Here is a 23,891-nt window from a genome sequence, read left to right as displayed (position 1 = left end):
TTACGGCAATACCCAAGTCCCCTCTTCTGAATGGCAAATGCCCCTTATGTAAAGGGGTATTTTTGTATTCAGGGCGTGCAAGGCCGCTCGTTTTTGGATAATTGGTTTCTCACAATCGAGAAGTGGCAGGAAATCCTTCATTGAAATCGAGTCCAGTTTACGTGCAGCCGAAACTTGTTTCGGGTCATTCGTCATAACTCCCGGTACGTCTTTATAAAACGCAACATGATCGACCTGTAATGCCGCTCCGAGTGCAATGGCGGTCAAATCACTACCTCCCCTGCCGAGTGTCATCATATCGCCTTTTGCATTGACTCCCTGAAAGCCCGGAATGATGAGGCACCGGGTTCCTTCCTCTTGAAATTCTGAAAGAATCGCTGTCGTGTCAATCGATTCAATGGTCGCGTCGCCGAACTCCCCGCTTGTTATAATGCCGGCACGCCTTCCATGCAGCACGAGATTAGGAATGCCAGCTTCCTTTAATTCTGCGGATAATACAGCGGCGGCGATCAATTCGCCGCAGGCAGCTGCTAGATCCCGGGCTTTTTTTGCCGATGAAAAAGCGGTTGTCAATTGCAACAGACTATCTGTCGAGTATGGATCATGCATCCTTCCGATTGCAGAGACAACGACTAATACATGGTGATACGTATTTAATCCTTCTCTTATATGGGTGATACAGGCGGCTCTCATTTGTTCATCTCTCATGGCGATTCCGCCAAATTTCTGGACGATCATACAGACCCCCAACTTTCTTCGTGACATTCATACCTTCTTGTTCATACGATAAAGTATGTTCGCTCTCAATATATTCGTTTTTTTCGAAAATGTTCGGGAAGGGGAGAGGGGTGTTGCATGTAACGGAGCTACTGAAAGACTGGCCTTGTACAGTCACCGGGGGACAACTTTGGAGTCAGGTCACGGGCATAACGGAACGGGCCGCTACTGTGGAAAAGGGGTTCATCTTCGTAGCGAGAAAAGGGAAGCGTCAAAATGGAGCAAATTATATAGAAGAAGCGATTCGAAGAGGGGCCATTGCCATTGTCGTGGATCGTCCCTCCTTGTCGGAACTTCCGGTAGATGTGCCAATCATTACAGTCCCGGATTGCAGCAAATTCATATCCCATGCAAGTGCACGACTTGCTGGAGATCCTTCCGAAAGATTGACAGTGATTGCAGTAACCGGGACGAACGGCAAAACAACCGTCACCCATTTCATCGGGCAACTATTGGCAAGGGTGGGCATTCGGTGTGCGGTGATCGGTACGATTGGTGTTTTCATCGATGGTTGCCAAGTGGAATATGAGTGTCCGGAGATGACGACATTGCCTTCTGAATATTTACATCCTCTATTAGCTTATTGCGAAAGCCTTGGGGTGACCCATGTTGTATTGGAAGCCTCCTCCATCGGTCTTGCCAACTCAAGGTTGGCACATTGCCATATCGATATAGGCCTTCTGTTGAATATCGGCCAAGACCATTATGAAGAACATGGAGGAAGAGCAGCTTATATTGCAGCCAAGCAGCGATTGCTACACCAAGCCAACGCTGTCGTTGTCAATCAAGACGATGAGCAATGTCGTCTTATGGCAGAGGCTTCGGGCCGTCCTGCTGTTCATTTTGGCATTACATCCATGATCGGATCCTCGACAGATTCGATTCTTCGCGAACTCGCCATTCCTGGGGATTATAATAAAATGAATGCCATTGCAGCAGTCAGTGCACTCATTGTCCTTGGTTATTCTGAAAATGACATTGTCCCCCATATCCGAACTTTGGAGTTGCCTGAGGGAAGGTTGCAGCGTTTGGAACAGGATGGAATTCAGGTGTATATCGATTATGCCCATACACCGGATGCACTGGAAGCCGTCCTCCAAACATTATCGACCCGTTGTTACGGAAAACTCATCACTGTTTTCGGCTGTGGGGGGGAACGGGATAAAGGAAAGCGGGCGGAAATGGGGGAATTGGCCGTCCGCTATTCATCACTCGTTTTCATAACATCCGATAATCCGCGTAATGAAGATCCCGCACTCATTGTGGAAGACATCAAAGAAGGATTTGGTGGGGACTGTTCGACGGTCGAAGCGGTATTGGATCGAAAGGATGCTATTCGCCAAGCTATCTTCAGGGCCGCGCCTGGCGACATTGTGTTGATTGCAGGCAAAGGCCATGAAAAATATCAACAGACAGCAACGGGTGTCCTGCCTTTCTCAGATGTGGTGGAGGCGGAACGGGCCCTTTCAGAAAAAACACATGAAGGAAAAGCGGAAGAAACAAGGGGAAAATGAAATCCACTCGAAATTTGAGTCGGCGATAGATGCACACTTCCTTCTAAATCTGGTATGATGGACGGGATGGGAGGGATGAATTTATGATGATGACCGACGAATGGCTCGACATCATCGAACAGGCAGATGAACTTGCCGACATGCTGTTGCATTCGGAAGTGGTGGCAGCATACCACCATGCTTATGAACGAGTCTATTCGGACGCGAACTTGGTCCAGTCGATCAGAAAGTTCAATGAGATGAAAGAACGATATGAAGAAGTCCAAAGATTCGGGAGATACCACCCGGATTACCATATAGTAATGAAGGCCATCCGCCAACAGAAGCGGGAGCTGGATTTGAATGAACAAGTCGCGGCATTGCGATTGGCGGAAAACGATATTCAACAAGTGTTGGATGAAATTGGAGTTTATATTGCCAGGTCCGTTTCGGAAGCGGTAAAGGTGCCAACCGGCAATGCCTTTTTCACAGATTCATCCTGCGGTACCGGCTGCGGAACAAGCGGAAGCTGTTCCTGCTCAGCATGATAACAAGGGCTGTCCACTCGGGCGGCCTTTTTTTCTGTGCGGGGCCAGGATTCCTGGAGGTCACTTGTGGTGAGTAATGGGCGGTTCTTGAGAAATATGATCGCATCGCGCAAAAGGCCGTCCGGTTTTCCGGACAGCCTCATAATTCACTTCTTTATTCGCCCCCGTACTCCTGCACGATTTTCAGGGCGTATTCAGGATTATCGACTATAAAACCGGCAGCACCGGCATTTAGCAGTTTGATGAAGGTTTCACGTTCTTCGACATCCTCAAAATAGACCGGTATATTCAACTTTGAAAGGAACTGGACAAAGCTATCGGAACCGTAGTGGAAAATGGCCTTTTTCTCGGGAACTCTGAATAGGTCGGCTCGTGGATTGTACAAATGGCCAAATTTGCTTGCATTGGCCGCGTATGCTTTCTTCACTTCGCTCTCCCCGGCGCCGATCGCAATTTTATGCTGCGCGTATAAGTTAAATCGATCGGTTTGTTCGTCGTAGGGGCTTGTCACGGCAATACGATCCTCTGCGCCGATTTCATCCAACAATCCCCATAGCTTTGAAGGCATCAGACTGCCTTCGTATGTATCCGGCGAATCCACCAAATTGATCATGATAAACATATGGGGGAATTGTTCCAAGATCGTCCGCAATGTAACCACTTGCTCCCCTTGATTACGGTACGTGAATATTCCTTTGTCATCGGCAAATCCATACCCGGCATCCGCTTCTAACAATTCATCTAGAGTATAGTCGGACACATTGCCACTTAAATCGGTCGTCCGATCCACGCTTTCGTCATGGAAGAGGATGATCTCTTCATCTTTTGTCAGTCGGGCGTCGATTGCAAAGCCATGCACACCCAATGCGGCTGATTTAGCGAACGCTGCCATGGTGTGTTCGGGTGTGCCCGCAACACCGCCCCGGCGCGCAAGGATGATCGGGTTTTCAAAATCGAGCGCTTTCTTTCCCTCCCGTGGAACTGGCTTTGCCACGACTTTGGAAGCGGCCCATGCTGCTATGCTGGCCGCTCCTACTGAAAGTGCAACCTTAGTTTTCTTCCCCATTCAGGAACCCCCTCAATATACGTATCCTATCCCCATTATAGGATAAAAGATTGATACTGTCAGCTAATGTTCGGTTGCAGGCCTTTTCGGACCTATGGTATTGTATGTGTTAGGAAAAGAGGGGAAATCTATGGTTGATCGTCAAGGAGTCATTGTATATCTCCATCATTTGAGACAGGCAAAATCATTTCGTAAATACGGCCATGTCCATTATATATCTCGTAAGATGAAATATGTGGTCCTGTATTGTAATCAGGAGGATGTGGACACGGTCATCAGCAAGATGGAGCGGTTGCCGTCCGTGAAAAAAGTGCTGCCTTCCTACCGACCATATGTTAAGACGGAGTATACGAATTCCAAGCCGGACAAAGCAAAAGAGTATGATTATAAGACCGGTTTATAAGCTTATTGCAATGGTGGCAGCAAATGGTTCAAGCGTAAAATGCCGATGACATATTGATAGAATAGTTCCTGCTCGGCAAATTCTGAAGAGTTCTTTAATTCGATCATGACCGGCTGGCTTCCGGCTTGTTGTGCCGCTTCTTCGAATAGAGCGATCCGTTTTGAATGCCGGTCTGCAATGCCTTCCCGGCAAATGTAAATCGGCATGAAGTTACAACCGCTTGCCGGCTGAAAAGAGGCGGCAAGCGAAAACGCGTTACCCGATGGCGTGTCCGAAGCCAATAGATAGGTGTTATGTAACCGATGGCTATTGGTACGAATCAATTCACAAAGTTCGTAGATATCGCCATACCCTTCGCCGAGTTCAATAAATCGTTGATGTAAAATCATGTAGGAACACTACCTTTCTGAATATGGATTACCGTATTCATCATACCATGCGACGGGGTGTAGAACTTGAAATTTATCGTGAGGACGGTCGTTATTTTACTGATTGTGGATGCACTCCTCGTTTATATGCATTACAGTCAGAAAGAAGGGAATGATGCAGAAGCAACGGGTATCCGGGAGGTCATCCAGGAGATTGAGCTGGTGAACCGTCCGGATGGATTACACATTCGCCACCATTTCAGCAACTTGTCCGAGAACCGCCATGAAATAATCTGGCCTGAGAAAAGTGTGTCCCGCTCCTGCCATTTGGAAACAGTGTCTTCTTGTGATCGTCTAGATGAAAATCTGACCGGTTTTTCAGAAGGAGAAGTACCGGCCCAGTCCATTTCTTATGTAATTCCGCGGGAAAGGGAAATGAAGGAGACTGCTTTATTTAGAAACACATTCGCGGCTCTTCGAGGTGGCGTTGTGTCAACCACGCGCTTTCATTTGACCGATGAAACAGCAAGTGGAGGGCTATGGATCAACGGGTTGAAACGAATCGGCCATAAGAAAATGGAGTATATTGATTATTCTTATTACCGGGGTGCTGGGAAAGTGACAGACCTTTATTGGCAAAAAGAGGAGCCACTTCTCGCTTATAAAGGGAATCGCTTGTCGGTGTATGGACAGGATGGCGCAGAAGTCGATTTTGAGAGCGCGGACCTTGCCTTGGAAGAAGTAGGTGCTAATCATTCTACTGTCGTCTTGGGGAAAGTGGGACAAGTCGTCCGCTCCGATCGCTTCATCATTACGCCAAATCAGACGATTAGCCGTGCAGCGGATCTCTTTTTGGCAAGTAGCATCCATAGTCAATATCAGCTGCCGGCAACAGGGCCGGCCCTTGCGGAGGTGCTTGCATCGATCCTAAGCGGCAAGCCGACTGGTTCTGCCGAAGCCCGAGCTATGTACCAAACGCTTCGGGAAACGGTTACAGAGGAAGAATTGGCCGCATTACGTATTACATTACATAAGAGATCAGGGGAAAAAATGAGTGGGGCCCTCTTGGATGACTTGATTGGGGAAGTGACGGGCTTTGGGACATCTTATTTCGAGAAAAGTCTCAAAGATGGTTCTGCCAATCGGCCATTTTTAGTGGAGGACCTTCGGGAAATCGCGTTAAATGGAGAAACAATACCAGATCTTCACGTCCTGTTGAAAGATGGGAATGTCTTATATCCTTCCAAGACAGTTTTACGCAAGCTAGGATATACAATCGAAAGCAACGAGCGGTCGATATATATAAAAAGTGGTAAGCACAACTTCAGATTTCCTAAGAAAGACCCGTTTTATGTGTATAATGAGCGGAAATACACGCTGAGATCCATCCCTTTCGAATTGTTGGAAGGGGAAATCTATTTTCAAGAGGATGCATTCAGACGATTATTTTTACTGAGCATAGAAAAGAAGGAAGAAATGATTGATATTGTGCCTATCGCGAGTCAGTTGGAGGAGGTTCAAAGCAAATGAGGATCGTGGCAGGATCAAGAAGGGGGATTCCGTTAAAGTCGTTGCCGGGGACGGGGACACGGCCGACATCCGACAAGGTGAAAGAGTCCTTATTCAACATCATCGGTCCGTATTTTGATGGAGGAACAGTGGTGGAGTTGTTTGGCGGCAGCGGTTCTTTATCACTGGAGGCATTGTCACGAGGCGCAGACCAGGCGATTATCTTTGAAAAGAATCCGAAAGCTTGTGCAATTATCCAGGAAAATACGGAAAAATGCCGTTTTGCTGATCGAATACATATTCATCGGGCCGACGCCCGGAATGCTGCCAAGATTTTAAATTCCAAGGGACATAGGGCGGACCTGCTTTTCATCGATCCACCATATGCCCAGGAAAGACTGTATGCATTGGGGAATGATTTGGTAGAAGCCGGTTTATTGACGGAGGACGCGCTCATTATTTGTGAGCATGAGAAGTCCATGGAATTGCCGACGTCCTATGGGCCATTTATTATAATCAAAAATGTCGTTTATGGAAATACAGCCATTACGATATTTGGGAATGAGGGGTAAACGTGTCGAAAATTGGAGTTGTGCCGGGGAGTTTTGATCCGTTGACGAACGGTCACTTGGATATTATTAAACGGGCGGCGAAAGTGTTTGAACAAGTCAATGTGGTCGTCATGATCAATTCATCAAAAAATCCATTATTCACTGTGGAAGAGCGGGTTTCATTGATAGAGGAAGTGACATCTTCCATACCGAATGTGAAGGTCGACTCTTCGAGAGGCTTATTGATCGACTATGCGGAAAGCGTAGGAGCGGCCGCCATAGTACGGGGGTTGCGCGCCGTTTCCGATTTTGAATACGAAATGCAGATCACTTCGATGAACCGTTACCTGGATGAAAGCATTGAGACATTCTTCATCATGACAAACAATCAATATTCCTTTTTAAGCTCCAGCATGGTGAAAGAAGCGGCCAAATATGGCGGTAAAATCTCGGGTTTAGTCCCTCCACAGGTGGAAGAAGCTTTGAAACAGAAATATAATGCTTGAATACATGACATTCGCTGAACAGGAAGTAACACTGCATTCATCCCATCGCCTATAGAGGTGGGTATCTGCAGCTGAATAAAGATAAAATGGTTATGATGAGCTTTTCATCATAACCATTTTTCACTTTTTAATAAAATAAATAAAATAGGAACGGAACGAGGATAATACTCCATAGCCGCCCTAAAATATAAGGCGACATCGGAACGCGGGCTGCATTGGCAATGACAAACACCTGCATATGAATGCTCATCCCATTCAAGGATAAAATGGCGGCGATTAGAAAAGGGAAGATTGGCGAATCGTAAAAATGGTCGGTGGCCGATTGGACGCCCGATGTCATTTCAAAAATGGATAAAGCGATTGTTTTTGCGATACCGAGATCGACGGTGAACGTGGCCGTGGCCACAGACGACAGGACGGTGCCGAGCGAAGAGAAAAATATGACTGTCGTGGCAACCAGGATGATAATTGAAGAGCTCTCTTTGATTGCATCTAACAAAGGTAAACCGGTTTGCCGGGGTCCGTGGTCGATTGTTATTTGGTCCTGGCTCTCATCTTTCCGCAAGAAGAGTAAAGTGAGTAGGAAAAACAAAATATTCGACAAATGAATCGCGGCAAGTAGCTTCCATCCCGCTCCGACATTGCCGAAAAGCTCTGTTCCGACAAAGCCGATCACGAACATAGGACCGGGAGCGTGGCAGGCGGCTAACAGAAGTCCGCTTTGTCTTTTCGTCAATTCCCCATTTTTCTTCATTTCGGAGACCGTCACAGCGCCGACGGGGAAACCGCCAAACGAACCGAGGATATACGCTTTTGTGAATGTCCGCCATTTCGAATTCTGTTTTGCGCGATACGGTATTTTCAGCAGCCACTGGGTTAAAATGATATAAGGCAGCAAATAAGGAAGGAGTGCATGGATGAATAATTGGGCCCCGAATTCTGCACCTTCATGGGAAATGCCGGGTTGTAAGATGAATAAGATGATCAATCCCCAAATAATTACGATGGTCGCCATATGACTATGATTTGCGTGCCTGAATACAACGGTTCATGCACTTGCTCCTCTCCTGATGGTGGTAGGTGAAATAGTTGAAATTATTGGGACATCCGACGACGGACTAAGATCGCCACGTACTGGAGGTGCCTTAATTTCTGTGGAAGTTTTCTGTAACTGAATGAATATAAAACGCTTTGTCCGAACGTTTTACAATGCTAGACTGGAATAGTGCAAGCCGAGTAGAAATAGCACCGGCTTTTGTACTTAGGAAAAATAGTGACCTGGGGATATCCTTCAAATAAGAGGCGTACTTCAAGGTTCCAGGTGCCCTTCCTACAAATCTTTAAATGAATCTTGACTTATATATATGTCCAGAACGAACAGGCTATTAATGGAGGTGACCATTGATGAAAATGAAACGTCTGGGAGTGCTGCTTGCCATCCTGGCCCTGCTGGCGGTGGTGCTCCTCTATCCGATCGATACATACATATCGAAGCCTGGTGGAGCATATGAGCTTTCTCCATTTGTCAAAGTCCAAGGCGGGGATGAGGACGATGTCGGCACCTTCAGTTTGATGACCATATCGGTGACGAAAGCGACGCCGGCAATGTATGTCTACTCGAAGTTCTCCGATTATCAAAAGCTCTTGCCTGCTTATAAAGTGAGGAGACATGGGGAGAATGACAAAGACTATACGACACGCCAAAAAAAGCTGATGTCGGATTCTCAATATAATGCAATTTACATCGCTTATAAAAAAACGGGATTTCCGCTGAAAGTCGATTTTGATGGAATCTTCGTCATGTCGGTATTGCCAGGCGGAGCGGCCGATGGGAAATTGGAAGTCGGCGATAAAATCCGTGCGGTAGATGGGGTTCCCTTGAAACAACCTGGACAGTTTGCTTCTTTTATTGCTGATAAGGGAAAAGGGGATGACGTTCATCTGACCATTGATAGGAAGAAGGAAGAGAAGAATATTGCAGTTACCTTAGAGGAGATTCCGGATAGTGGCGGGCGAGTTGGGTTGGGGATCCAATTCCAAGAAGATCGGACCCTTATTACCGATCCGAAAGTGGAGTTCAACACATCCGATATTGGTGGTCCTTCGGCTGGTTTAATGTTCACACTCGAAATTATGAATCAGTTGCTGGACGAAGATCTGACGAAGGGATATAAAATTGCGGGAACTGGTGAAATGTTGGAAGATGGGACGGTCGGACGGATTGGAGGAGCCGATTTCAAAGTCGTTGCGGCCGATCGGAAAGGCGTGGAAATCTTCTTTGCTCCAGACGATGATCTGCCTGCTGAGGTAAGGTCAGCGAATCCCGGAGTCATGACTAACTATGAAGAAGCTGTGAAAATGGCAGAAAAAATCGGCACGAAAATGAAAATCGTGCCAGTGAAAACGATTGATGATGCTCTCGATTATTTGGATTCGCTGGAAGCAAAATAGGTTATGATATCCTATTGGATGATGATGGGGTGGCGCTTGAAGTCCATTCCTAACTCGGAGTGGTCTGTCCCACCTCCGATCCCTAATGCGTACATATCGGACGCTTTGCAGTCCAAGGCAAGGGACGGATCTGAAAAGGAAGCTACCTTGCTGACGATGGGCAGTTTCATCTTTTTCTTGTGACGGTTCAAATATAATTGCCCTTCCTGCGTCATACCAAGTAGCCTTAAATAGGTGGGAGTCTGGATTTCTTTGCGTCTACCATAAGTAAATCCGGTAAATATATGCGTTAGCATGCGTTGGATACGTGTCCAAGTGTACCGTTTTGACTTCACTTCATTCATAAATGGTTCGAATTCGCCATGTGCGACTGCAGCTCGGTATAGAAGATTTTCTATGCCTTCAGTTATGTCGGCTATTTGGGATAGCCGCTCGGGCCCTTCGCGCAGGATGATAACTCGAAGAAGTGGGTAGAACGATGACCAAGCACCGAAAGCCTGATGGTTCGTCTGCCATTCTGAGAGGCCGTTACGAGTCGGTTCAGGAATGAACCCCGACACTGCATCCAGTGCCTCCATTTCAAAAAAGGACTTGCGGATACCGGTGGCGCTGGCGATGGGGTTGCCCTCGATTGCATCGTCATAGTAGCCTGCCACGATCCTCGGAATGGTGACGGCGTTCATGGAAGATCCCAGTTTACGGGCGGCCTCCATGTATTGAAACCCTAAAATATTATTCGGTTTCGTCAAATCAACAATCGGTTCGTCGGGTGCGAAGGCACGGACGGTTTTTCGATACGCTTCATTCAATGCTCGCGGGTAACTGACACCCTGTTGTACCGTATCCTTCACAGTTTGTTCATAATCCTGTCCCGCCTGTTGGATCAGATCAAGCGCTCGCTCAAACGGTTCGATGTTTCCGTCTTCACTACCGAAACAGTAAGCGTCGCACTGAGCTGCATCCAAGATGGTGATGGCTCCGCGCGCAAACTCGGGTGCATGGGCAGTCGCAAACGCATACGGCAGTTCAAAAACAATGTCTACTTGATTTTCTAGCGCCATCTTAGCCCGGGTCCATTTATCGACGAAGGCCGGCTCTCCCCGCTGAAGAAAGTTTCCGCTCATGACAGCTATGATGACATCAGCATGGGTCTGCTTCCGTGCCTCCATGACATGATGAAGATGCCCGTTATGGAATGGGTTATACTCGACGACGACTCCTGTCGCTTTCAAAGCCGTCCCTCCTTTGCTACAATATAGATTAATTATAGCGCAACATGCGGTTACGGTGACAAGAAAATATCTTGACATCCCTACAGCTGCATTATATAATCAACTTTGTTGTCTTGAGGTGATAGACATGAAATGGTCCATCCATCAATTACAGAAATACAGACAAGGTCCAATGCCGCTTGACGAAGAGGTTGACCTTGAATCCGTTAAAAAACGGAATCCGGAAATCCGGGATATTTCGCCTGTCCATGTGACCGGCAGTTGTTTGATCGGTTCGAAGAAGCTGAACTGCCGATTTCGATTGGAAGGGATACTGACCTTGCCTTGTTCACGGACATGGGAAGATGTCGAATATCCATTTTCGATTGAAACTGATGAGCAATTCAGTTGGGATGAAACCACTTTGGCAACAGACGATGAAATCCATCCGGTTGTTGGGGACGTCATCGATTTGACCCCTCTTTTTGAGGAGTTGATCCTGTTGGAAGTCCCGCTTCAAGTACTAAGCGACAATGCCGATGTGATGAAGCAGACTGAAGGAAAAGGCTGGTCCTATGCAACCGATGATGAACATCTTGCCCGGCTCCAGGAAGAACAGGAAACGAAAGTGGATCCAAGACTTGCCGATCTGGCCAAGTTTTTTGAATCCAAGGATGAATAGGCAATCATAAGGAGGTGCCCCAAATGGCTGTACCAAAAAGAAGAACTTCCAAAACAGTTAAACGCCAACGCCGTACTCATTATAAATTACAAGTACCTGGCATGACGACATGTGAAAACTGTGGCGAGATGAAGTTGGCTCACCGCGTATGTAAATCATGCGGTCACTACAAAGGGAAAGACGTTGTAGGCGAATAATCAAGATTTGTCTATAAATAGAAAAACCACCGAGAGACCATGGATCCCGGTGGTTTTTGATTTGATTCGGGGGACCTTGCAACACCTGGGTCGGACCTCGCAATAAAATGCCTCGCAACGTTATTTGGTGACCTCACAACGTTCTCCAAAGAATTCACAACATCATAATCAACCCTCGCACCGTTTTCCGAAAATTCACAACGGCACAATCAACCCTCACACCGTTCCCCGGTTCCCTCACAACATTCCTCACAACCGATTTTCACATACTTATCAGATTTATCAACCTATGGTATTCTAAAAGGGCATACATACAGAAAGGGTGGATGGAATGTCATATAAAATTGAGATCAAGGAAGGGATTGCGACATTCACAATTGATCGGCCTGAGCGGATGAACGCGGTCAATTATGAAGTGATGGACGGCTTGGAAGAATTCCTTGATCGAATTTCAGATGATCCGGAAGTGGGGTATGCGGTCATTACGGGAGCGGGGGATCGTGCTTTCTGTTCGGGCGGCGATTTATCGGAGTTCCATGGCATGCAGACTGCCGACCAGGCCTATCCCATGTTAAGCCGGATGGCTGGGCTGCTTTATCGTGTGGCGACTCTCCCGATGCCGGTCATCGCATTAGTGAATGGCTCAGCGGTCGGCGGCGGATGTGAATTGGCGACAGCCTGTGATTATCGGATCATCTCATCCAAGGCGAAGGCGGGGTTCATTCAGGGGACGCTTGCTATTACGACCGGTTGGGGCGGGGCGACGTTGTTATTCGAAAAGGACGGAAAGCATGATCGGGTGTTCCGGCTTTTGTCCGAGGCGAATGTCCGGACTGCTGAGCAAATGTTGGAGGCCGAATGGGCGACTGAACTATATGACGGAAGCGCAGAAGAAGGACTGGCTCGATTTCTCTCTAAAATGTCGAAAATTCATCCTTCAGTGCATCGGGCATATAAGACGGTGGCAATCCGCAAATGGACGGCTGATTTTATGCGCGATCGCATGTTAGAGGAATCCCGCCAATGTTCGATCTTATGGGCGAGCGAGACACATCATGAGGCCGTACAGCAATTCCTTGCTAAAAATGCGAAATGAATTTCTGTCAATCTTCATCACTTAATGGGAAATCTGTTTACTTAAATGAAAATGCTACTTAATTAAACAAAGATCATGAAAATATTCTAACTTTTATAAAACCTCGAAACCTTTTAAAACCAACGTTCTTACGAGGGTCAAGCCAAATTTTTACTATATTTTTTTATACAGAGGTTGAAAACGGTTTCAGACATCGTATAAACTATAGAGGGAAGGGAAAGTTCACCATTAAACGAATAAACGAAATGGGGGAATTACGATGGATAAAATATTGATTGCAAACCGTGGGGAGATTGCACTCAGAATCATCCGAACTTGTAAACGACTTGGAATCGGCACAGTGGCGGTCTATTCGGAAGCAGATAGTGAGATGCCGTTCGTCAAAGAAGCGGACGAAGCATTTTTGCTTGGGCCAGCCCAAGTACAGCAGTCGTACTTGAAATCGGATGATATTATTGATATCGCCATCCGGACGGGCGCCAAAGGCATTCATCCTGGTTATGGCCTCTTATCAGAGAACTCCGATTTTGCTCGTAAAGCTGAACAGGCGGGAATAAAATTCATCGGACCGGACGCTGACACGATCGTGAAAATGGGGGATAAGATCGGCTCACGCGTGACAATGCAGCAGGCAGGGGTGCCTGTTGTCCCGGGAACTGATGATGGAGTGGCGACCGTAGAAGAAGCGATCGAAGCCGCAGCTAAAATTGGTTATCCGATCATGTTGAAGGCAAGTGCCGGCGGTGGGGGAATCGGCATGGTGCGCTGTGAAGATGAGCAAGCGCTCACTCAACATTTCCAATCGGTCAAAACTCGTGCGAAAGCGTATTTTGGAGATGACGTCGTATTTCTTGAGAAGTTCATCGCGAATGCACGGCATATCGAAGTGCAGATTTTTGGAGATGACCATGGCAATATCATCCACCTTTTTGAACGGAACTGTTCGGTTCAGAGGCGTAATCAGAAAGTGATCGAAGAATCACCTTCGCCGCATTTGCCGGAAGATGCGAAAAACCGGCTTCACCAAGCGGCAGTCGATGCCGCCAAGGCGGTTTCCTATAAAAACGCCGGGACAGTCGAGTTCATAGTCGATGAAAACAATGATTTCTATTTCCTTGAAATGAATACAAGGCTTCAAGTCGAACACCCGGTAACGGAAGAAGTGACGGGTTACGACCTAGTTGAATGGCAGTTGGAAGTGGCGAAGGGGAACGAGCTTCCTGTAAAAGACCAACTAGAAATTACATCGACAGGACATGCTATTGAATTCCGTGTGTACGCGGAAGATCCGGTTAAATTCATGCCTTCTCCGGGTCCGATCAACAAATTGGATTGGAAAGTGGAACAGGAAGGTGTCCGGATTGATTCCGGATATGTCGAGGGCGGAAAGGTGACACCGTTCTATGATCCGCTCATCGCGAAAGTGATCGTACGAGCTTCGACAAGGGAAGAAGCTATCGAGAAGTCCCGATCGTTTTTGAATGAAGTCGAAATCGAAGGTCTGAAAACGAATATTCCGTTATTCACTGAATTCCTTCATTCCGATGAATTTCAAGCCGGTGATTATACGACGGCCGTGTTACCAAATTGGCTGGAAAAACAAAAGGAGAGTGTGAAGTAATGGCAGAATTAAAATCATCCATGGCCGGAACGGTCTTTACAGTGAACGTAGCGGAAGGGGAAGAAGTGACGGCTGGTCAAGTCGTCCTCGTATTGGAATCTATGAAAATGGAAATTCCGGTCGAAGCAGAAACCGCTGGAAAAGTGATATCCATCAACGTGGCGGTCGGCGATTTCGTCAATGAAGAAGATGTCCTGCTGACAATCGAGGCCTAATTTAATCAGCAAATCACGCTGAAATTTTTAAGGGAATGGCATAAGGGAAATGAGTTTGAATGAAAGGGGTTTATCAATATGACGAAAGTGACGGAACAACCGGCATACAATGAAAAATTGGAAGAGCATCTGAAAGGGATTTTTGCCGGAGGTCACCCGAAGTATCATGAAAGTCTAAAGAAGCAGAATAAAATATTCGTCCGTGATCGACTTCGTTTATTGTTCGATGATGGCGAGTATACGGAAGATGGCCGTTTTGCCAATTGTGAAGCGGGAGATCTTCCGGCGGATGGTGTCGTCACGGCAATGGGGAAAGTGAACGGTCAAACCGTTTGCGTCATGGCGAACGATTCGACGGTGAAAGCGGGATCTTGGGGAGCCCGTACTGTTGAAAAAATCATCCGGATCCAGGAAATTGCGGAGAAAAACCGAGTGCCGATGTTGTACCTAGTTGACTCAGCGGGTGCACGTATTACGGATCAATTGGATATGTTCCCGAATCGTCGTGGAGCAGGGCGTATTTTCCATAATCAAGTACGGTTATCCGGTTTTATTCCACAAATTTGTATCCTTTTTGGTCCGTCGGCAGCCGGTGGAGCATATATCCCGGCGTTCTGTGATATTGTCATCATGGTGGATGGGAATGCTTCTATGTATCTTGGATCCCCGCGGATGGCCGAGAAAGTAATCGGTGAAAAAGTGACGCTCGAAGAAATGGGCGGAGCGCGCATGCACTGTTCCGTAAGTGGATGTGGGGATGTGTTGGCGGCGAACGAGGAAGAGGCGATTGCCGAGGCTCGCCGATACCTTGCCTATTTCCCGGCTAATTTCACAGAGAAGCCTGCTTTGAAAGAAGCGGTAGCAGCGAAAGCGGGCCGTCCGCTGGAAGCGATCATTCCGGAAAACCAAAATGCGCCGTTTGATATGTATGAAGCGATTGATGCGTTGATTGACGAAGATAGCTTCTTTGAAATCAAGAAACTGTTTGCAGCCGAAGTAATTACAGGAATTGCACGAATTGAAGGGCAACCTGTTGGAATCATTGCAAACCAGCCGAAAGTGAAAGGCGGCGTCCTTTTCGTGGATTCTGCCGACAAAATGGCGAAATTCATCAACCTTTGTGATGCGTTCTCGATACCTCTCTTGTTCTTGGCCGACGTACCGGGCTTCATGATCGGTACGAAAGTGGAACGTGCGGGTATCATCCGCCATGGAGCAAAGCTTATTATGGCGATGAGTTCGGCAACTGTTCCGAAAATTTCTGTCGTCGTTCGGAAAGCGTACGGAGCAGGTCTTTATGCAATGGCTGGCCCTGCATTCGAACCGGATGTCTGCATTGCCCTGCCAACTGCACAAATTGCGGTTATGGGTCCAGAGGCTGCAGTCAATGCTGTTTATTCGAATAAAATCGAAGCGATTGAAGATCCTAAAGAGCGTCTGGCGTTTGTGCAGGAGAAGCATAAAGAGTATAAAGAGGAAATCGATATTTATAAATTGGCTTCCGAGCTGATCATCGATGAAATCGTGGCGCCTTCGAGCTTGCGTGAGGTGCTTGCGGATCGTTTCCGTTTGTACAGCACAAAAGATATTCCGCAACCACCGAGAAAACACCCGGTATATCCTGTATAATCAAATATAGAGAAACAAGGCCCGCCTGGATTTCGGCGGGCTTTTCCTTAATTGAAAATCATACTATCCGGAAAGGAGAAATGGCCATATGGAGGTGGTCATCGCGGGTGCTGGGTCCATCGGGATGCTGATCGGATCCTTTTTACAAGAAGCGGGCATGAAAGTGACGTTCTATACTAGGAGAACGGACCAGGCGGAAGCATTGAAACGGGAAGGAATTCAACGGATCAATCTGGACAGATCGCGATCTGTCTTTCAAGTTGACGCTACACATGATATCCAACAACTTTCGAAAGACGCCCTATGGGTTATCGGCTCGAAGTATTCGGGAGTGCAAAATATCCTAGCCGAGATGGAATCAGCGCAGGTAACAGGGCCTGTCCTATTTATCCAAAATGGAATTGCCCATCTAGAGATTGCTTATAATACGAAATGGCCACATATTGCATTCGCGACGGTCGAGCATGGTGCGAGGCGGCTGGATGATCGGACCGTATCCCATAATGGCGTTGGCCCCATGACAATTGCGGTCGGAAGAGGTGACCGTAAAGCTTTTCAATGCTTGAGTGAGGCGGATGCTGATACGTTCCCAATAACATTCCAGAATGACCCGGTGCAGATATTAATGCGTAAAGTGCTTATCAACTGCATGATTAACCCGTTGACCGCCCTGTTGCAAGTGAAGAATGGGGAATTGGTCGAAAACCGCTATGCACTGTCCTTATTCCAACAATTATACGATGAATTGATGAAAGCTTTCCCGGAGTTCCGTGCTGTTCTTCCGTATGAAGCGGTTGTTGGCGTTTGCCGGCAAACGGCTTCTAACCATTCTTCCATGTTGGGAGATAGAATGGCGGGACGTCCGATGGAAATTGAAACGATTGTGACCGCGGTCATCCGGAAAGCAGAAGAGCACGATGAATCCTTATTTTTATTGAAGGCTCTCGAGCAATTGTTGATAGCGGTCGATGAGGGAGGAGAAGGCCAATGAAAGAAGTGATTTCCGGACTTCTCGGCACGGTTATTCTTTTTCCGCTCATCGTCACGTTATCCTATGTGGTGGTCATGCGCAAGAGAGGCAAAGCACCGGCCAAAATGATGGGGCGTGCAGCAGATGTCACGACGCCGTTTCTATTTCTTGCGGTCTATGCCGTAGCTCATGCCATATTCGGCGACGGACCGGGATGGTATATTACGATCATTGCGCTGGTCATCGCCATCATTCTCGTCGTTATAGAGAGGATCAGGGTGAAAGAATTTCAGATTATCCGTGTCTTACAGAGGACATGGCGTTTATATTTCCTTGTGCTTTCTGTCGCATATATTGTTTTAATTGCTATCGGTGTCATCCAGAACATTGTCCATTACATCACTTAGCCCAACAAGCATTTGTTTTTCAAATAGTTCGATTGAAATGCTATACTCGGTTCATACTGTTAGTTACAAAGGGGCTTGAACGATGGAATTGCAGGAAATGGCATTGCCAGTAAAAAATAAAGTGATGCAATCTTACCAAAGCGATATAAAATTTGTACATACTTTTTTCGATTATGAAAATACACAAGAATCTTATCCCGATCGGATGAAGGAACTATCGGAACGAACTTACAAGAGGACAGAACTGGCAGATGCGATCAGAGAATTCATGAAGCCGTTTGGCATTTCAGTAGCTGCCCATCGACATATTGAAGAACTGGGCGAGAATGCAGTGGCCGTCATCGGGGGACAGCAGGCGGGTATTATGACCGGTCCACTTTACTCCGTTCATAAAGCGATCACCGTTATCCTCTTGGCGAAGAAACAAAGGGAGAATCTCGGAGTCCCGGTAGTCCCGGTGTTTTGGGTGGCGGGTGAAGATCATGACTTGAATGAAATCAACCATGTGTATACGGAGTCAAGCGGTCGGATTGCCAAAAACCAGTACCCCGAAAAAACGATATTGAAGTTGATGGCGTCGGATGCGGTCTATGATCAACAAATGATGCGTTCATTTGTCAGAGATATTTTTGGAGAGTTCGGGGAAACGTCCCATACAAAGCGATTGCTTGTTGACGTTTTGGATGCGGTGGAGCGCGAAAAAACGTTTACCGCCTTTTTCGTTCGCCTTATGAACGGTTTGTTCCAGGAGGAGGGCCTCTTATTCATCGACTCGGCGTACCCGGCGCTGCGCCAATTGGAATCGGAATACTTTTCACAGTTCATCGAGGATTCTCCGGAACTTGCGCATCTGATTTATGAAAAAGAAAAAGCATTTGACGAGGGTGGCTTCGGCACACCGATCATGGCACAGGAAGATGCAGCCCATCTATTTTACGTCCATGAAACAGGCCGGATCCTTCTCTCCAGAGAAAACGGTGAATTTGTAAACCGGGCAAGCGGTCTTCGTTTCTCGAAGGAAGAGTTGCTCCATATTGCGGAGACGGAACCTTGGAAGTTAAGCAATAATGTAGCTTCGCGCCCACTGATGCAGGATTTGGTGTTTCCGGTCCTGGCATTTGTCGGGGGGCCGGGTGAAATCGCCTACTGGGCGGTATTGAAAGATGCATTCCATCATTTTGAAATGAAAATGCCGATTATCGTGCCACGGATGTCCATAACGCTTATCAAGCCCCCTATTCGACAGGAACTGGATAAGAGATCTTTTTCCTTTCCGGATATCATGGCGGGGGCGGTAGCGAATGCGCGCGATGCCTTCATCGCAGGCTTGGCGGATGAGCGATTTGAATCGCTCATCGTGGAAACGGAACGGTTGCTTTCTGAACAATATGAGAAGATGACCGTTCTTCTTGGAGAAGACTATCCGATGGTCGGAAAATTGATTGGAAAAAACTTGGAATTCCATAAGAAGCAAATCAGCTATTTGGTAGATAAAAAAGAAGAAGCGGATTTATTGAAAAATGATGCCATATTACGCTCATTCGATTTATTGGAGGCGGATATTTTGCCGAATTCCGGATTGCAGGAACGGGTGTACACACCATACAGTTATATGAACGAATACGGACCGACTCTCATCGAAGACTTATTGAAATTGCCATTTACCTTGGATACTTCCCATAAAATCGTTTATTTGTAACGCTACTTGACAAAAGGCGATATGGTGTTGCAAGACTTGTCGCTTTGTCAATCGAATGGTAGTGAAACTGAAAAAATGTCGAACACCCATGCAAGCATAGTAATGCGGGCAGGGGTGTTTTCTTTTTTTTTAATGAAGTCTCAATGAATGAAGTACTATTGACACATTTTGATGCGTAATCGGCATTATTCTATGGAAACGGGTGGAGGAATGTGGGGGGATGTGGTACATTAAATTCATATAGTGGGGTGAAGAGTATGTTCATGGGGGAATATCAGCATACTGTCGATACAAAAGGCCGCCTGATCGTTCCTTCGAAATTCAGGGAACATCTCGGGGATGGCTTCGTGTTGACACGAGGGCTTGATAATTGCCTCTTTGGATACCCGATGGATGAATGGAAGCGCTTGGAAGAAAAGCTGAAAGCGTTGCCTGTAACGAAAAAGGATGCACGTGCGTTCACCCGCTTTTTCTTTTCCGGAGCAACGGAAGTGGAACTGGATAAGCAAGGGCGCATCAACATCCCATCCTCCCTGCTGCAATACGCGAAAATCGAAAAGGAATGCGTCGTCCTCGGAGTTTCCGGACGGATTGAAGTATGGTCCAAAGACTTGTGGCAAGACTATTACGAGGACTCTGAACAATCCTTCAACGAAATCGCGGAAAATATTATTGACTTTGATTTTTGAATTTAAAAAGCGTAGGGCGCCTGCCTAGAGGCGACAGGCATAAGGCGAAGATGCGGCGTGGCGCTTTTTGCCACAGAGCAGCTTTGACTTATGACCCCGAGCCAATCGAACAACGAAGGGTTCGATTTGCCGTATTTCTGCGCACTTTGCAGAAATTAAGGCATCCTTCCTTTGGCGCCCGAAGCTAGCCTGTTAGAGGCACGGGATTGAACTCTTAATGAAAGAAGGCGGTTTCAATGTTTCAACATACAACTGTATTACTCCACGAAGCCGTCGAAGGACTGAATATAAAAAGCGATGGTGTATATGTGGACTGTACGCTCGGTGGAGCCGGCCACAGCAGTGAAATTGCCAGACAGCTGGCGGGAGGCGGAAGGCTGATCTGTTTCGATCAGGACCTGGTTGCCATTGAAGCAGCCAAGAAAACTTTGCAAGATTTTTTGCCGAACGTGACATTCATCCATTCCAACTTCAGGAATCTAAAATCGGAGTTGGAGAAGATCGGCGTCGCTTCGGTAGATGGCATCTTATATGATCTTGGCGTTTCGTCACCGCAATTGGACACGCCGGAAAGAGGTTTCAGCTATCACCATGACGCCCCGTTGGACATGCGTATGAATCAGGAGGCTCCACTGACGGCATATGACATTGTAAATGAATGGCCTTATGAGGATCTCGTTCGGATTTTCTTCCGCTACGGGGAAGAGAAGTTTTCCAAACAAATTGCACGGAAAATCGAGGAAGCGCGAAAAGCTGCACCGATCCAGACGACAACAGAACTCGCCGAATTGATCAAGTCCGGCATACCAGCTGCGACTCGCAGAACGGGCGGGCATCCGGCAAAGCGTGTTTTTCAAGCAATCCGAATTGCAGTCAATGATGAATTAGGCGCTGCAGAACAGTCTTTGACGGACGCTATCACGTTGCTGAAACCGGGCGGCCGGATAAGTGTAATCACCTTCCATTCATTGGAAGACAGGTTGTGTAAAACGATATTTAAAGAGGCATCTTCATTGCCAGAGCTTCCTCCGAACTTGCCGGTCATTCCGGAGGGGATGGAACCGATATTGAAACTGGTGACACGTAAGCCGATAGTTCCTTCAGAGCAAGAGATACTAGAGAACAAGAGGGCGAGATCCGCAAAACTCAGAGTTGCAGAAAAAAAGTAAAGGGGAAATGGGTGAATGGCACTAGAACAGAGAAAATTTCAGACTACGTATGTACGTGAACTTGAAACACCGGAAGTACCGAAAACCTTGCCGAAACCACGGCCTTCCCGCCGTATCTTTTCTGTCGGGGAAAAATTCTTATTCGTGCTGGTAGCCTCCCTGCTTGTACTTTGTGCAACCACGATTTTACATACACAGGCCCAGATCAATGACGCAAATCAAGAGGTACAGATGCTCAATAAAGAAATTGAGGAAACTACTAAAAAGAATATGGAATTGTCCATCCAAGTAAAAGAAAAGTCCACATATGACCGCATATGGGAAAAAGCGAAGGAACTCGGCTTGGATCTGAACGAGAACAACGTAAAGGTCGTGCCTGGACGATGAAAAAGAAGTTTCGATTCCAATGGGGAGCCTTTCTGATGTTTGTAGTTTACGGAGGGCTCTTTTTCCTTTTGTTCGGAAGAATACTTTTCATTCAGATTACTGGACAGGCGGAAGGTCGTGTCATGGCTACCTTGGCCGAGGCGAAGTATGCCAGGGAATCCGTGCTGAAGGCGGATCGGGGCAAGATCGTGGACCGCAATGGCGAGTTGATCGCTTCTGATACATTGAGCTACAAGCTGATTGCGGTGTTGAGTGAAAAGGCAAGCAAGGATTCCAAGACGACCCGGCATGTGGTCGATTATGAAAAGACGGCAGAAGTCCTAGCGGAACATATTCCGCTTGAAAAGGATAAAATTTTATCCATCATGATGGATGCCAAAGCGGCGAATGAGGATGTATATCAAGTTGAATTCGGTAAGGCCGGACGTGATATTAGCCATGAGACCGTCTTGGCCATCAGGGAGGCAAAGCTGCCCGGAATTCTGTTTGTGGAAGATAAAAAAAGGTTTTATCCCAATGGCGTATTCGCCTCCTATTTAGTCGGTTTTGCAACGCGTGAGAAAGATAAAGATGACAATTTATTGACAGTAGGAAAAATGGGCTTGGAGAAAACGTTCAATGATGAATTGAACGGAACAGATGGGAAAGTGAATTTCGAATCGGACCGCTGGGGATTTATCTTACCGAAGTCGGAAAAAGTGATTACACCTGCACAAGACGGCTACGAAATCCAATTGACCCTTGACAAGACGATCCAAAACTTCGTGGAGGATGCGTTGAACCGGGTCGAAAAAGAATACTCGCCCAAAAAGATGATGGTCATTGTGGCCAATCCCAAAACGGGTGAAATCCTAGCGATGAGTCAGCGGCCATCCTTTCATCCCGGCACACGGGAAGGCTTGACGGAGAATTGGTTGAATGAGGCTGTGGAACAAACGATCGAGCCAGGTTCGACCATGAAAATGTTCACATTGGCTGCGGCCATCGAGGACAAGAAGTGGGATCCAGGGGCATATTTCAAATCGGGGCAATATACGGTATATGATCGTACAATTCGCGACGTCGTCCGTCAAGGATGGGGAACGATCACTTTCTTAGAAGGGTTCCAACGTTCCTCGAATGTCTCCATGGCCTATTTGCTTGAACGAATTGGCGATAAAAAGTTCATTGAATATATGCATTTATTCGGCTTTGGAAAGAAAGTCGGCATTGATTTGCCGAATGAGGCATCGGGCATCATCCTGGATCACTATCCAAGTGAGCGGTTGACAACCTCCTATGGGCAAGGTTCGACTGTCACTCCGATACAAATGATCCAAGCTGCCACCGCGATTGCCAATAACGGTATCATGATGAAACCGTATGTGATCCGCTCCATTACGGACCCGAATACGGGGAAAGTCATTCAAAGCCGCAAACCGAAACAGAATGGGGCTCCTATTTCCGCTCACACGGCAAAACAAGTTAGAGACATTCTCGCTTCCACTGTCACTTCCGACATCGGTACGGGCAGACCTTTTGCGCTTCAAGAGTACTCGGTGGGGGGGAAGACGGGAACTGCGGAGATTTCTTCAGGCGGACGTTATTTATCGGGGAATGGCAATTATTTATATTCCTTCCTTGGTATGGCGCCGATCGAAGACCCTCAATTGCTGACGTATGTATATGTTCAACAACCTAGATTGGGAGAAGGAGAATATGGATCCAAGCCGGTATCGGAAGTGTTCAACTCGGTCATGGAAAGCAGTTTGAAGTATTTGAACATTGTGCCAGACGGGGAAAAGACAGTTGAACCGACACCACTCCCGGCGTTCATTGGAAAAGAATCGGCTAATGCCGTCGAGAAGCTCCAAGCTGAAGGGTTTGTCCCTGTCGTCATCGGTGAGGGCGGCATTGTCAAGGGGCAATATCCGCAAGGGAGCACAGGGCTAGGCAAAAACTCTATTGTGTTGCTGAAAACGGATGGAACTACGACATTGCCGGACTTCACGGGATGGTCCAAAAAAATGGTGTTATCCTACACACTGTTATCCGGCCTCGATATTCGTATGAATGGGGATGGCTATGTCATGGAGCAAAGCTTATCCGAAGGGACGGTTGTTGGCCCTGACGATCCACTTGTGATTCAGTTGCAGCCACCTTCTGAGCAATACAAGCCGGAAGAAAAGCAAGCCGACGAGGAAACTATTATAGGAGGTTAACGAATAGCCTTTCCTTCCTGTTCATACCTTGGTAGAAAAACAGGAG

25 protein-coding genes are annotated in these 23,891 nt (G+C 47.1%); 20 read left to right on the top strand and 5 right to left on the bottom strand.

Features of this window, described 5'->3' with window-relative positions:
• Positions 1–765, bottom strand: a complete 765-nt coding sequence (locus tag AB1K83_RS01935; RefSeq protein WP_413056458.1) for an aspartate kinase — start codon at positions 763–765, stop codon at positions 1–3.
• 83 nt (positions 766–848) lie between these two features.
• On the opposite strand from AB1K83_RS01935, the gene AB1K83_RS01930 reads away from it, so the two are divergent.
• Positions 849–2,291, top strand: a complete 1,443-nt coding sequence (locus AB1K83_RS01930) for a UDP-N-acetylmuramoyl-L-alanyl-D-glutamate--2,6-diaminopimelate ligase (RefSeq protein ID WP_413056457.1) — start codon at positions 849–851, stop codon at positions 2,289–2,291.
• Between the two features lie 83 nt (positions 2,292–2,374).
• Positions 2,375–2,818: a YlbF family regulator gene (locus AB1K83_RS01925; RefSeq protein WP_413056456.1), complete on the top strand. Its 444-nt coding sequence runs from the start codon at positions 2,375–2,377 to the stop codon at positions 2,816–2,818.
• Between the two features lie 154 nt (positions 2,819–2,972).
• Here AB1K83_RS01925 and AB1K83_RS01920 read toward each other — a convergent pair whose 3' ends face one another.
• Positions 2,973–3,884 (bottom strand): glycerophosphodiester phosphodiesterase family protein, encoded by a 912-nt coding sequence (locus AB1K83_RS01920; RefSeq protein WP_413056455.1) that lies wholly within the window; start codon positions 3,882–3,884, stop codon positions 2,973–2,975.
• A 130-nt stretch (positions 3,885–4,014) separates the two neighbouring features.
• Here AB1K83_RS01920 and AB1K83_RS01915 point away from each other — a divergent pair, with 130 nt between their 5' ends.
• The gene (locus tag AB1K83_RS01915; protein WP_413056454.1) at positions 4,015–4,287 is read left to right on the top strand and encodes a YlbG family protein; all 273 of its coding nucleotides are present in this window, start codon (positions 4,015–4,017) and stop codon (positions 4,285–4,287) included.
• A gap of 2 nt (positions 4,288–4,289) precedes the next feature.
• On the opposite strand, the gene AB1K83_RS01910 is transcribed toward AB1K83_RS01915, so the two are convergent.
• Positions 4,290–4,676 carry a methylthioribose kinase gene (locus AB1K83_RS01910; RefSeq protein ID WP_413056453.1) on the bottom strand — a complete coding sequence of 129 codons (387 nt, stop codon included), beginning with the start codon at positions 4,674–4,676 and terminating at the stop codon, positions 4,290–4,292.
• Between the two features lie 66 nt (positions 4,677–4,742).
• Between AB1K83_RS01910 and AB1K83_RS01905 the strand changes: the two genes are divergently transcribed.
• The 3 genes from AB1K83_RS01905 to coaD are packed head-to-tail and all read left to right on the top strand — an operon-like array spanning position 4,743 to position 7,221.
• Positions 4,743–6,185: a hypothetical protein gene (locus AB1K83_RS01905; RefSeq protein ID WP_413056452.1), complete on the top strand. Its 1,443-nt coding sequence runs from the start codon at positions 4,743–4,745 to the stop codon at positions 6,183–6,185.
• Complete coding sequence (gene rsmD / locus AB1K83_RS01900) at positions 6,182–6,736, top strand: 16S rRNA (guanine(966)-N(2))-methyltransferase RsmD (protein WP_413056451.1); 555 nt, start codon at positions 6,182–6,184, stop codon at positions 6,734–6,736. Before AB1K83_RS01905 ends, rsmD begins: the two co-directional genes overlap by 4 nt.
• Positions 6,737–6,738: 2 nt before the next feature.
• A complete protein-coding gene (gene coaD, locus AB1K83_RS01895; protein WP_413056450.1) occupies positions 6,739–7,221 on the top strand; it encodes a pantetheine-phosphate adenylyltransferase in 483 nt (160 codons plus the stop codon).
• 127 nt (positions 7,222–7,348) lie between these two features.
• On the opposite strand, the gene AB1K83_RS01890 is transcribed toward coaD, so the two are convergent.
• Positions 7,349–8,236, bottom strand: a complete 888-nt coding sequence (locus AB1K83_RS01890) for a hypothetical protein (RefSeq protein ID WP_413056449.1) — start codon at positions 8,234–8,236, stop codon at positions 7,349–7,351.
• 389 nt (positions 8,237–8,625) lie between these two features.
• Here AB1K83_RS01890 and AB1K83_RS01885 point away from each other — a divergent pair, with 389 nt between their 5' ends.
• A complete protein-coding gene (locus AB1K83_RS01885; protein WP_413056448.1) occupies positions 8,626–9,672 on the top strand; it encodes a SepM family pheromone-processing serine protease in 1,047 nt (348 codons plus the stop codon).
• A gap of 11 nt (positions 9,673–9,683) precedes the next feature.
• Here AB1K83_RS01885 and AB1K83_RS01880 read toward each other — a convergent pair whose 3' ends face one another.
• On the bottom strand, positions 9,684–10,904 hold the full coding sequence (locus AB1K83_RS01880) for a nucleotidyltransferase (protein WP_413056447.1): 1,221 nt from the start codon (positions 10,902–10,904) through the stop codon (positions 9,684–9,686).
• Between the two features lie 127 nt (positions 10,905–11,031).
• Between AB1K83_RS01880 and AB1K83_RS01875 the strand changes: the two genes are divergently transcribed.
• The 13 genes from AB1K83_RS01875 to AB1K83_RS01815 all read left to right on the top strand — a co-directional run bounded on the left by AB1K83_RS01875 (position 11,032) and on the right by AB1K83_RS01815 (position 23,845).
• On the top strand, positions 11,032–11,565 hold the full coding sequence (locus AB1K83_RS01875) for a YceD family protein (RefSeq protein WP_413056446.1): 534 nt from the start codon (positions 11,032–11,034) through the stop codon (positions 11,563–11,565).
• Between the two features lie 23 nt (positions 11,566–11,588).
• Positions 11,589–11,762: a 50S ribosomal protein L32 gene (rpmF, locus tag AB1K83_RS01870; RefSeq protein ID WP_413056445.1), complete on the top strand. Its 174-nt coding sequence runs from the start codon at positions 11,589–11,591 to the stop codon at positions 11,760–11,762.
• A 331-nt stretch (positions 11,763–12,093) separates the two neighbouring features.
• The gene (locus AB1K83_RS01865; protein WP_413056444.1) at positions 12,094–12,858 is read left to right on the top strand and encodes an enoyl-CoA hydratase/isomerase family protein; all 765 of its coding nucleotides are present in this window, start codon (positions 12,094–12,096) and stop codon (positions 12,856–12,858) included.
• Positions 12,859–13,117: 259 nt separating this feature from the next.
• The gene (locus AB1K83_RS01860; protein ID WP_413056443.1) at positions 13,118–14,479 is read left to right on the top strand and encodes an acetyl/propionyl/methylcrotonyl-CoA carboxylase subunit alpha; all 1,362 of its coding nucleotides are present in this window, start codon (positions 13,118–13,120) and stop codon (positions 14,477–14,479) included.
• On the top strand, positions 14,479–14,694 hold the full coding sequence (locus AB1K83_RS01855) for an acetyl-CoA carboxylase biotin carboxyl carrier protein subunit (protein ID WP_413056442.1): 216 nt from the start codon (positions 14,479–14,481) through the stop codon (positions 14,692–14,694). Before AB1K83_RS01860 ends, AB1K83_RS01855 begins: the two co-directional genes overlap by 1 nt.
• Before the next feature lie 78 nt (positions 14,695–14,772).
• The gene (locus AB1K83_RS01850) at positions 14,773–16,323 is read left to right on the top strand and encodes an acyl-CoA carboxylase subunit beta (RefSeq protein WP_413056441.1); all 1,551 of its coding nucleotides are present in this window, start codon (positions 14,773–14,775) and stop codon (positions 16,321–16,323) included.
• A gap of 88 nt (positions 16,324–16,411) precedes the next feature.
• On the top strand, positions 16,412–17,314 hold the full coding sequence (locus AB1K83_RS01845) for a ketopantoate reductase family protein (RefSeq protein WP_413056440.1): 903 nt from the start codon (positions 16,412–16,414) through the stop codon (positions 17,312–17,314).
• Complete coding sequence (locus AB1K83_RS01840) at positions 17,311–17,700, top strand: DUF3397 domain-containing protein (RefSeq protein ID WP_413056439.1); 390 nt, start codon at positions 17,311–17,313, stop codon at positions 17,698–17,700. The genes AB1K83_RS01845 and AB1K83_RS01840 overlap by 4 nt, the downstream gene beginning before the upstream one ends.
• Positions 17,701–17,782: 82 nt before the next feature.
• Positions 17,783–19,399 carry a bacillithiol biosynthesis cysteine-adding enzyme BshC gene (gene bshC, locus AB1K83_RS01835; RefSeq protein ID WP_413056438.1) on the top strand — a complete coding sequence of 539 codons (1,617 nt, stop codon included), beginning with the start codon at positions 17,783–17,785 and terminating at the stop codon, positions 19,397–19,399.
• Positions 19,400–19,656: 257 nt separating this feature from the next.
• On the top strand, positions 19,657–20,088 hold the full coding sequence (gene mraZ / locus AB1K83_RS01830; RefSeq protein ID WP_041073868.1) for a division/cell wall cluster transcriptional repressor MraZ: 432 nt from the start codon (positions 19,657–19,659) through the stop codon (positions 20,086–20,088).
• Between the two features lie 236 nt (positions 20,089–20,324).
• Positions 20,325–21,257, top strand: a complete 933-nt coding sequence (gene rsmH, locus AB1K83_RS01825; RefSeq protein WP_413056437.1) for a 16S rRNA (cytosine(1402)-N(4))-methyltransferase RsmH — start codon at positions 20,325–20,327, stop codon at positions 21,255–21,257.
• A 15-nt stretch (positions 21,258–21,272) separates the two neighbouring features.
• Positions 21,273–21,644, top strand: a complete 372-nt coding sequence (gene ftsL / locus AB1K83_RS01820; protein WP_413056436.1) for a cell division protein FtsL — start codon at positions 21,273–21,275, stop codon at positions 21,642–21,644.
• 35 nt (positions 21,645–21,679) lie between these two features.
• Positions 21,680–23,845: a penicillin-binding protein gene (locus tag AB1K83_RS01815; RefSeq protein WP_413056435.1), complete on the top strand. Its 2,166-nt coding sequence runs from the start codon at positions 21,680–21,682 to the stop codon at positions 23,843–23,845.
• The last annotated feature ends 46 nt before the right edge of the window (positions 23,846–23,891 follow it).

The organism is Sporosarcina sp. 179-K 3D1 HS (assembly GCF_047228905.1).
Lineage (GTDB): Bacteria > Bacillota > Bacilli > Bacillales_A > Planococcaceae > Sporosarcina.
This window is presented reverse-complemented; position numbering and strand designations above follow the sequence as displayed.

Excerpts from the sequence above, each read along its gene's own strand:
- bshC (WP_413056438.1), top strand. The coding sequence starts at position 17,783 with ATGGAATTGCAGGAAATGGCATTGCCAGTAAAAAATAAAGTGATGCAA.
- AB1K83_RS01850 (WP_413056441.1), top strand. The coding sequence starts at position 14,773 with ATGACGAAAGTGACGGAACAACCGGCATACAATGAAAAATTGGAAGAG.
- ftsL (WP_413056436.1), top strand. The coding sequence starts at position 21,273 with ATGGCACTAGAACAGAGAAAATTTCAGACTACGTATGTACGTGAACTT.
- AB1K83_RS01860 (WP_413056443.1), top strand. The coding sequence starts at position 13,118 with ATGGATAAAATATTGATTGCAAACCGTGGGGAGATTGCACTCAGAATC.
- AB1K83_RS01910 (WP_413056453.1), bottom strand. The coding sequence starts at position 4,676 with ATGATTTTACATCAACGATTTATTGAACTCGGCGAAGGGTATGGCGAT.
- rpmF (WP_413056445.1), top strand. The coding sequence starts at position 11,589 with ATGGCTGTACCAAAAAGAAGAACTTCCAAAACAGTTAAACGCCAACGC.
- AB1K83_RS01840 (WP_413056439.1), top strand. The coding sequence starts at position 17,311 with ATGAAAGAAGTGATTTCCGGACTTCTCGGCACGGTTATTCTTTTTCCG.
- rsmD (WP_413056451.1), top strand. The coding sequence starts at position 6,182 with ATGAGGATCGTGGCAGGATCAAGAAGGGGGATTCCGTTAAAGTCGTTG.
- AB1K83_RS01845 (WP_413056440.1), top strand. The coding sequence starts at position 16,412 with ATGGAGGTGGTCATCGCGGGTGCTGGGTCCATCGGGATGCTGATCGGA.
- AB1K83_RS01915 (WP_413056454.1), top strand. The coding sequence starts at position 4,015 with ATGGTTGATCGTCAAGGAGTCATTGTATATCTCCATCATTTGAGACAG.
- AB1K83_RS01920 (WP_413056455.1), bottom strand. The coding sequence starts at position 3,884 with ATGGGGAAGAAAACTAAGGTTGCACTTTCAGTAGGAGCGGCCAGCATA.
- AB1K83_RS01885 (WP_413056448.1), top strand. The coding sequence starts at position 8,626 with ATGAAAATGAAACGTCTGGGAGTGCTGCTTGCCATCCTGGCCCTGCTG.
- AB1K83_RS01875 (WP_413056446.1), top strand. The coding sequence starts at position 11,032 with ATGAAATGGTCCATCCATCAATTACAGAAATACAGACAAGGTCCAATG.
- AB1K83_RS01935 (WP_413056458.1), bottom strand. The coding sequence starts at position 765 with ATGTCACGAAGAAAGTTGGGGGTCTGTATGATCGTCCAGAAATTTGGC.
- AB1K83_RS01855 (WP_413056442.1), top strand. The coding sequence starts at position 14,479 with ATGGCAGAATTAAAATCATCCATGGCCGGAACGGTCTTTACAGTGAAC.
- AB1K83_RS01890 (WP_413056449.1), bottom strand. The coding sequence starts at position 8,236 with ATGGCGACCATCGTAATTATTTGGGGATTGATCATCTTATTCATCTTA.
- AB1K83_RS01815 (WP_413056435.1), top strand. The coding sequence starts at position 21,680 with ATGTTTGTAGTTTACGGAGGGCTCTTTTTCCTTTTGTTCGGAAGAATA.
- AB1K83_RS01925 (WP_413056456.1), top strand. The coding sequence starts at position 2,375 with ATGATGATGACCGACGAATGGCTCGACATCATCGAACAGGCAGATGAA.
- rsmH (WP_413056437.1), top strand. The coding sequence starts at position 20,325 with ATGTTTCAACATACAACTGTATTACTCCACGAAGCCGTCGAAGGACTG.
- mraZ (WP_041073868.1), top strand. The coding sequence starts at position 19,657 with ATGTTCATGGGGGAATATCAGCATACTGTCGATACAAAAGGCCGCCTG.
- AB1K83_RS01865 (WP_413056444.1), top strand. The coding sequence starts at position 12,094 with ATGTCATATAAAATTGAGATCAAGGAAGGGATTGCGACATTCACAATT.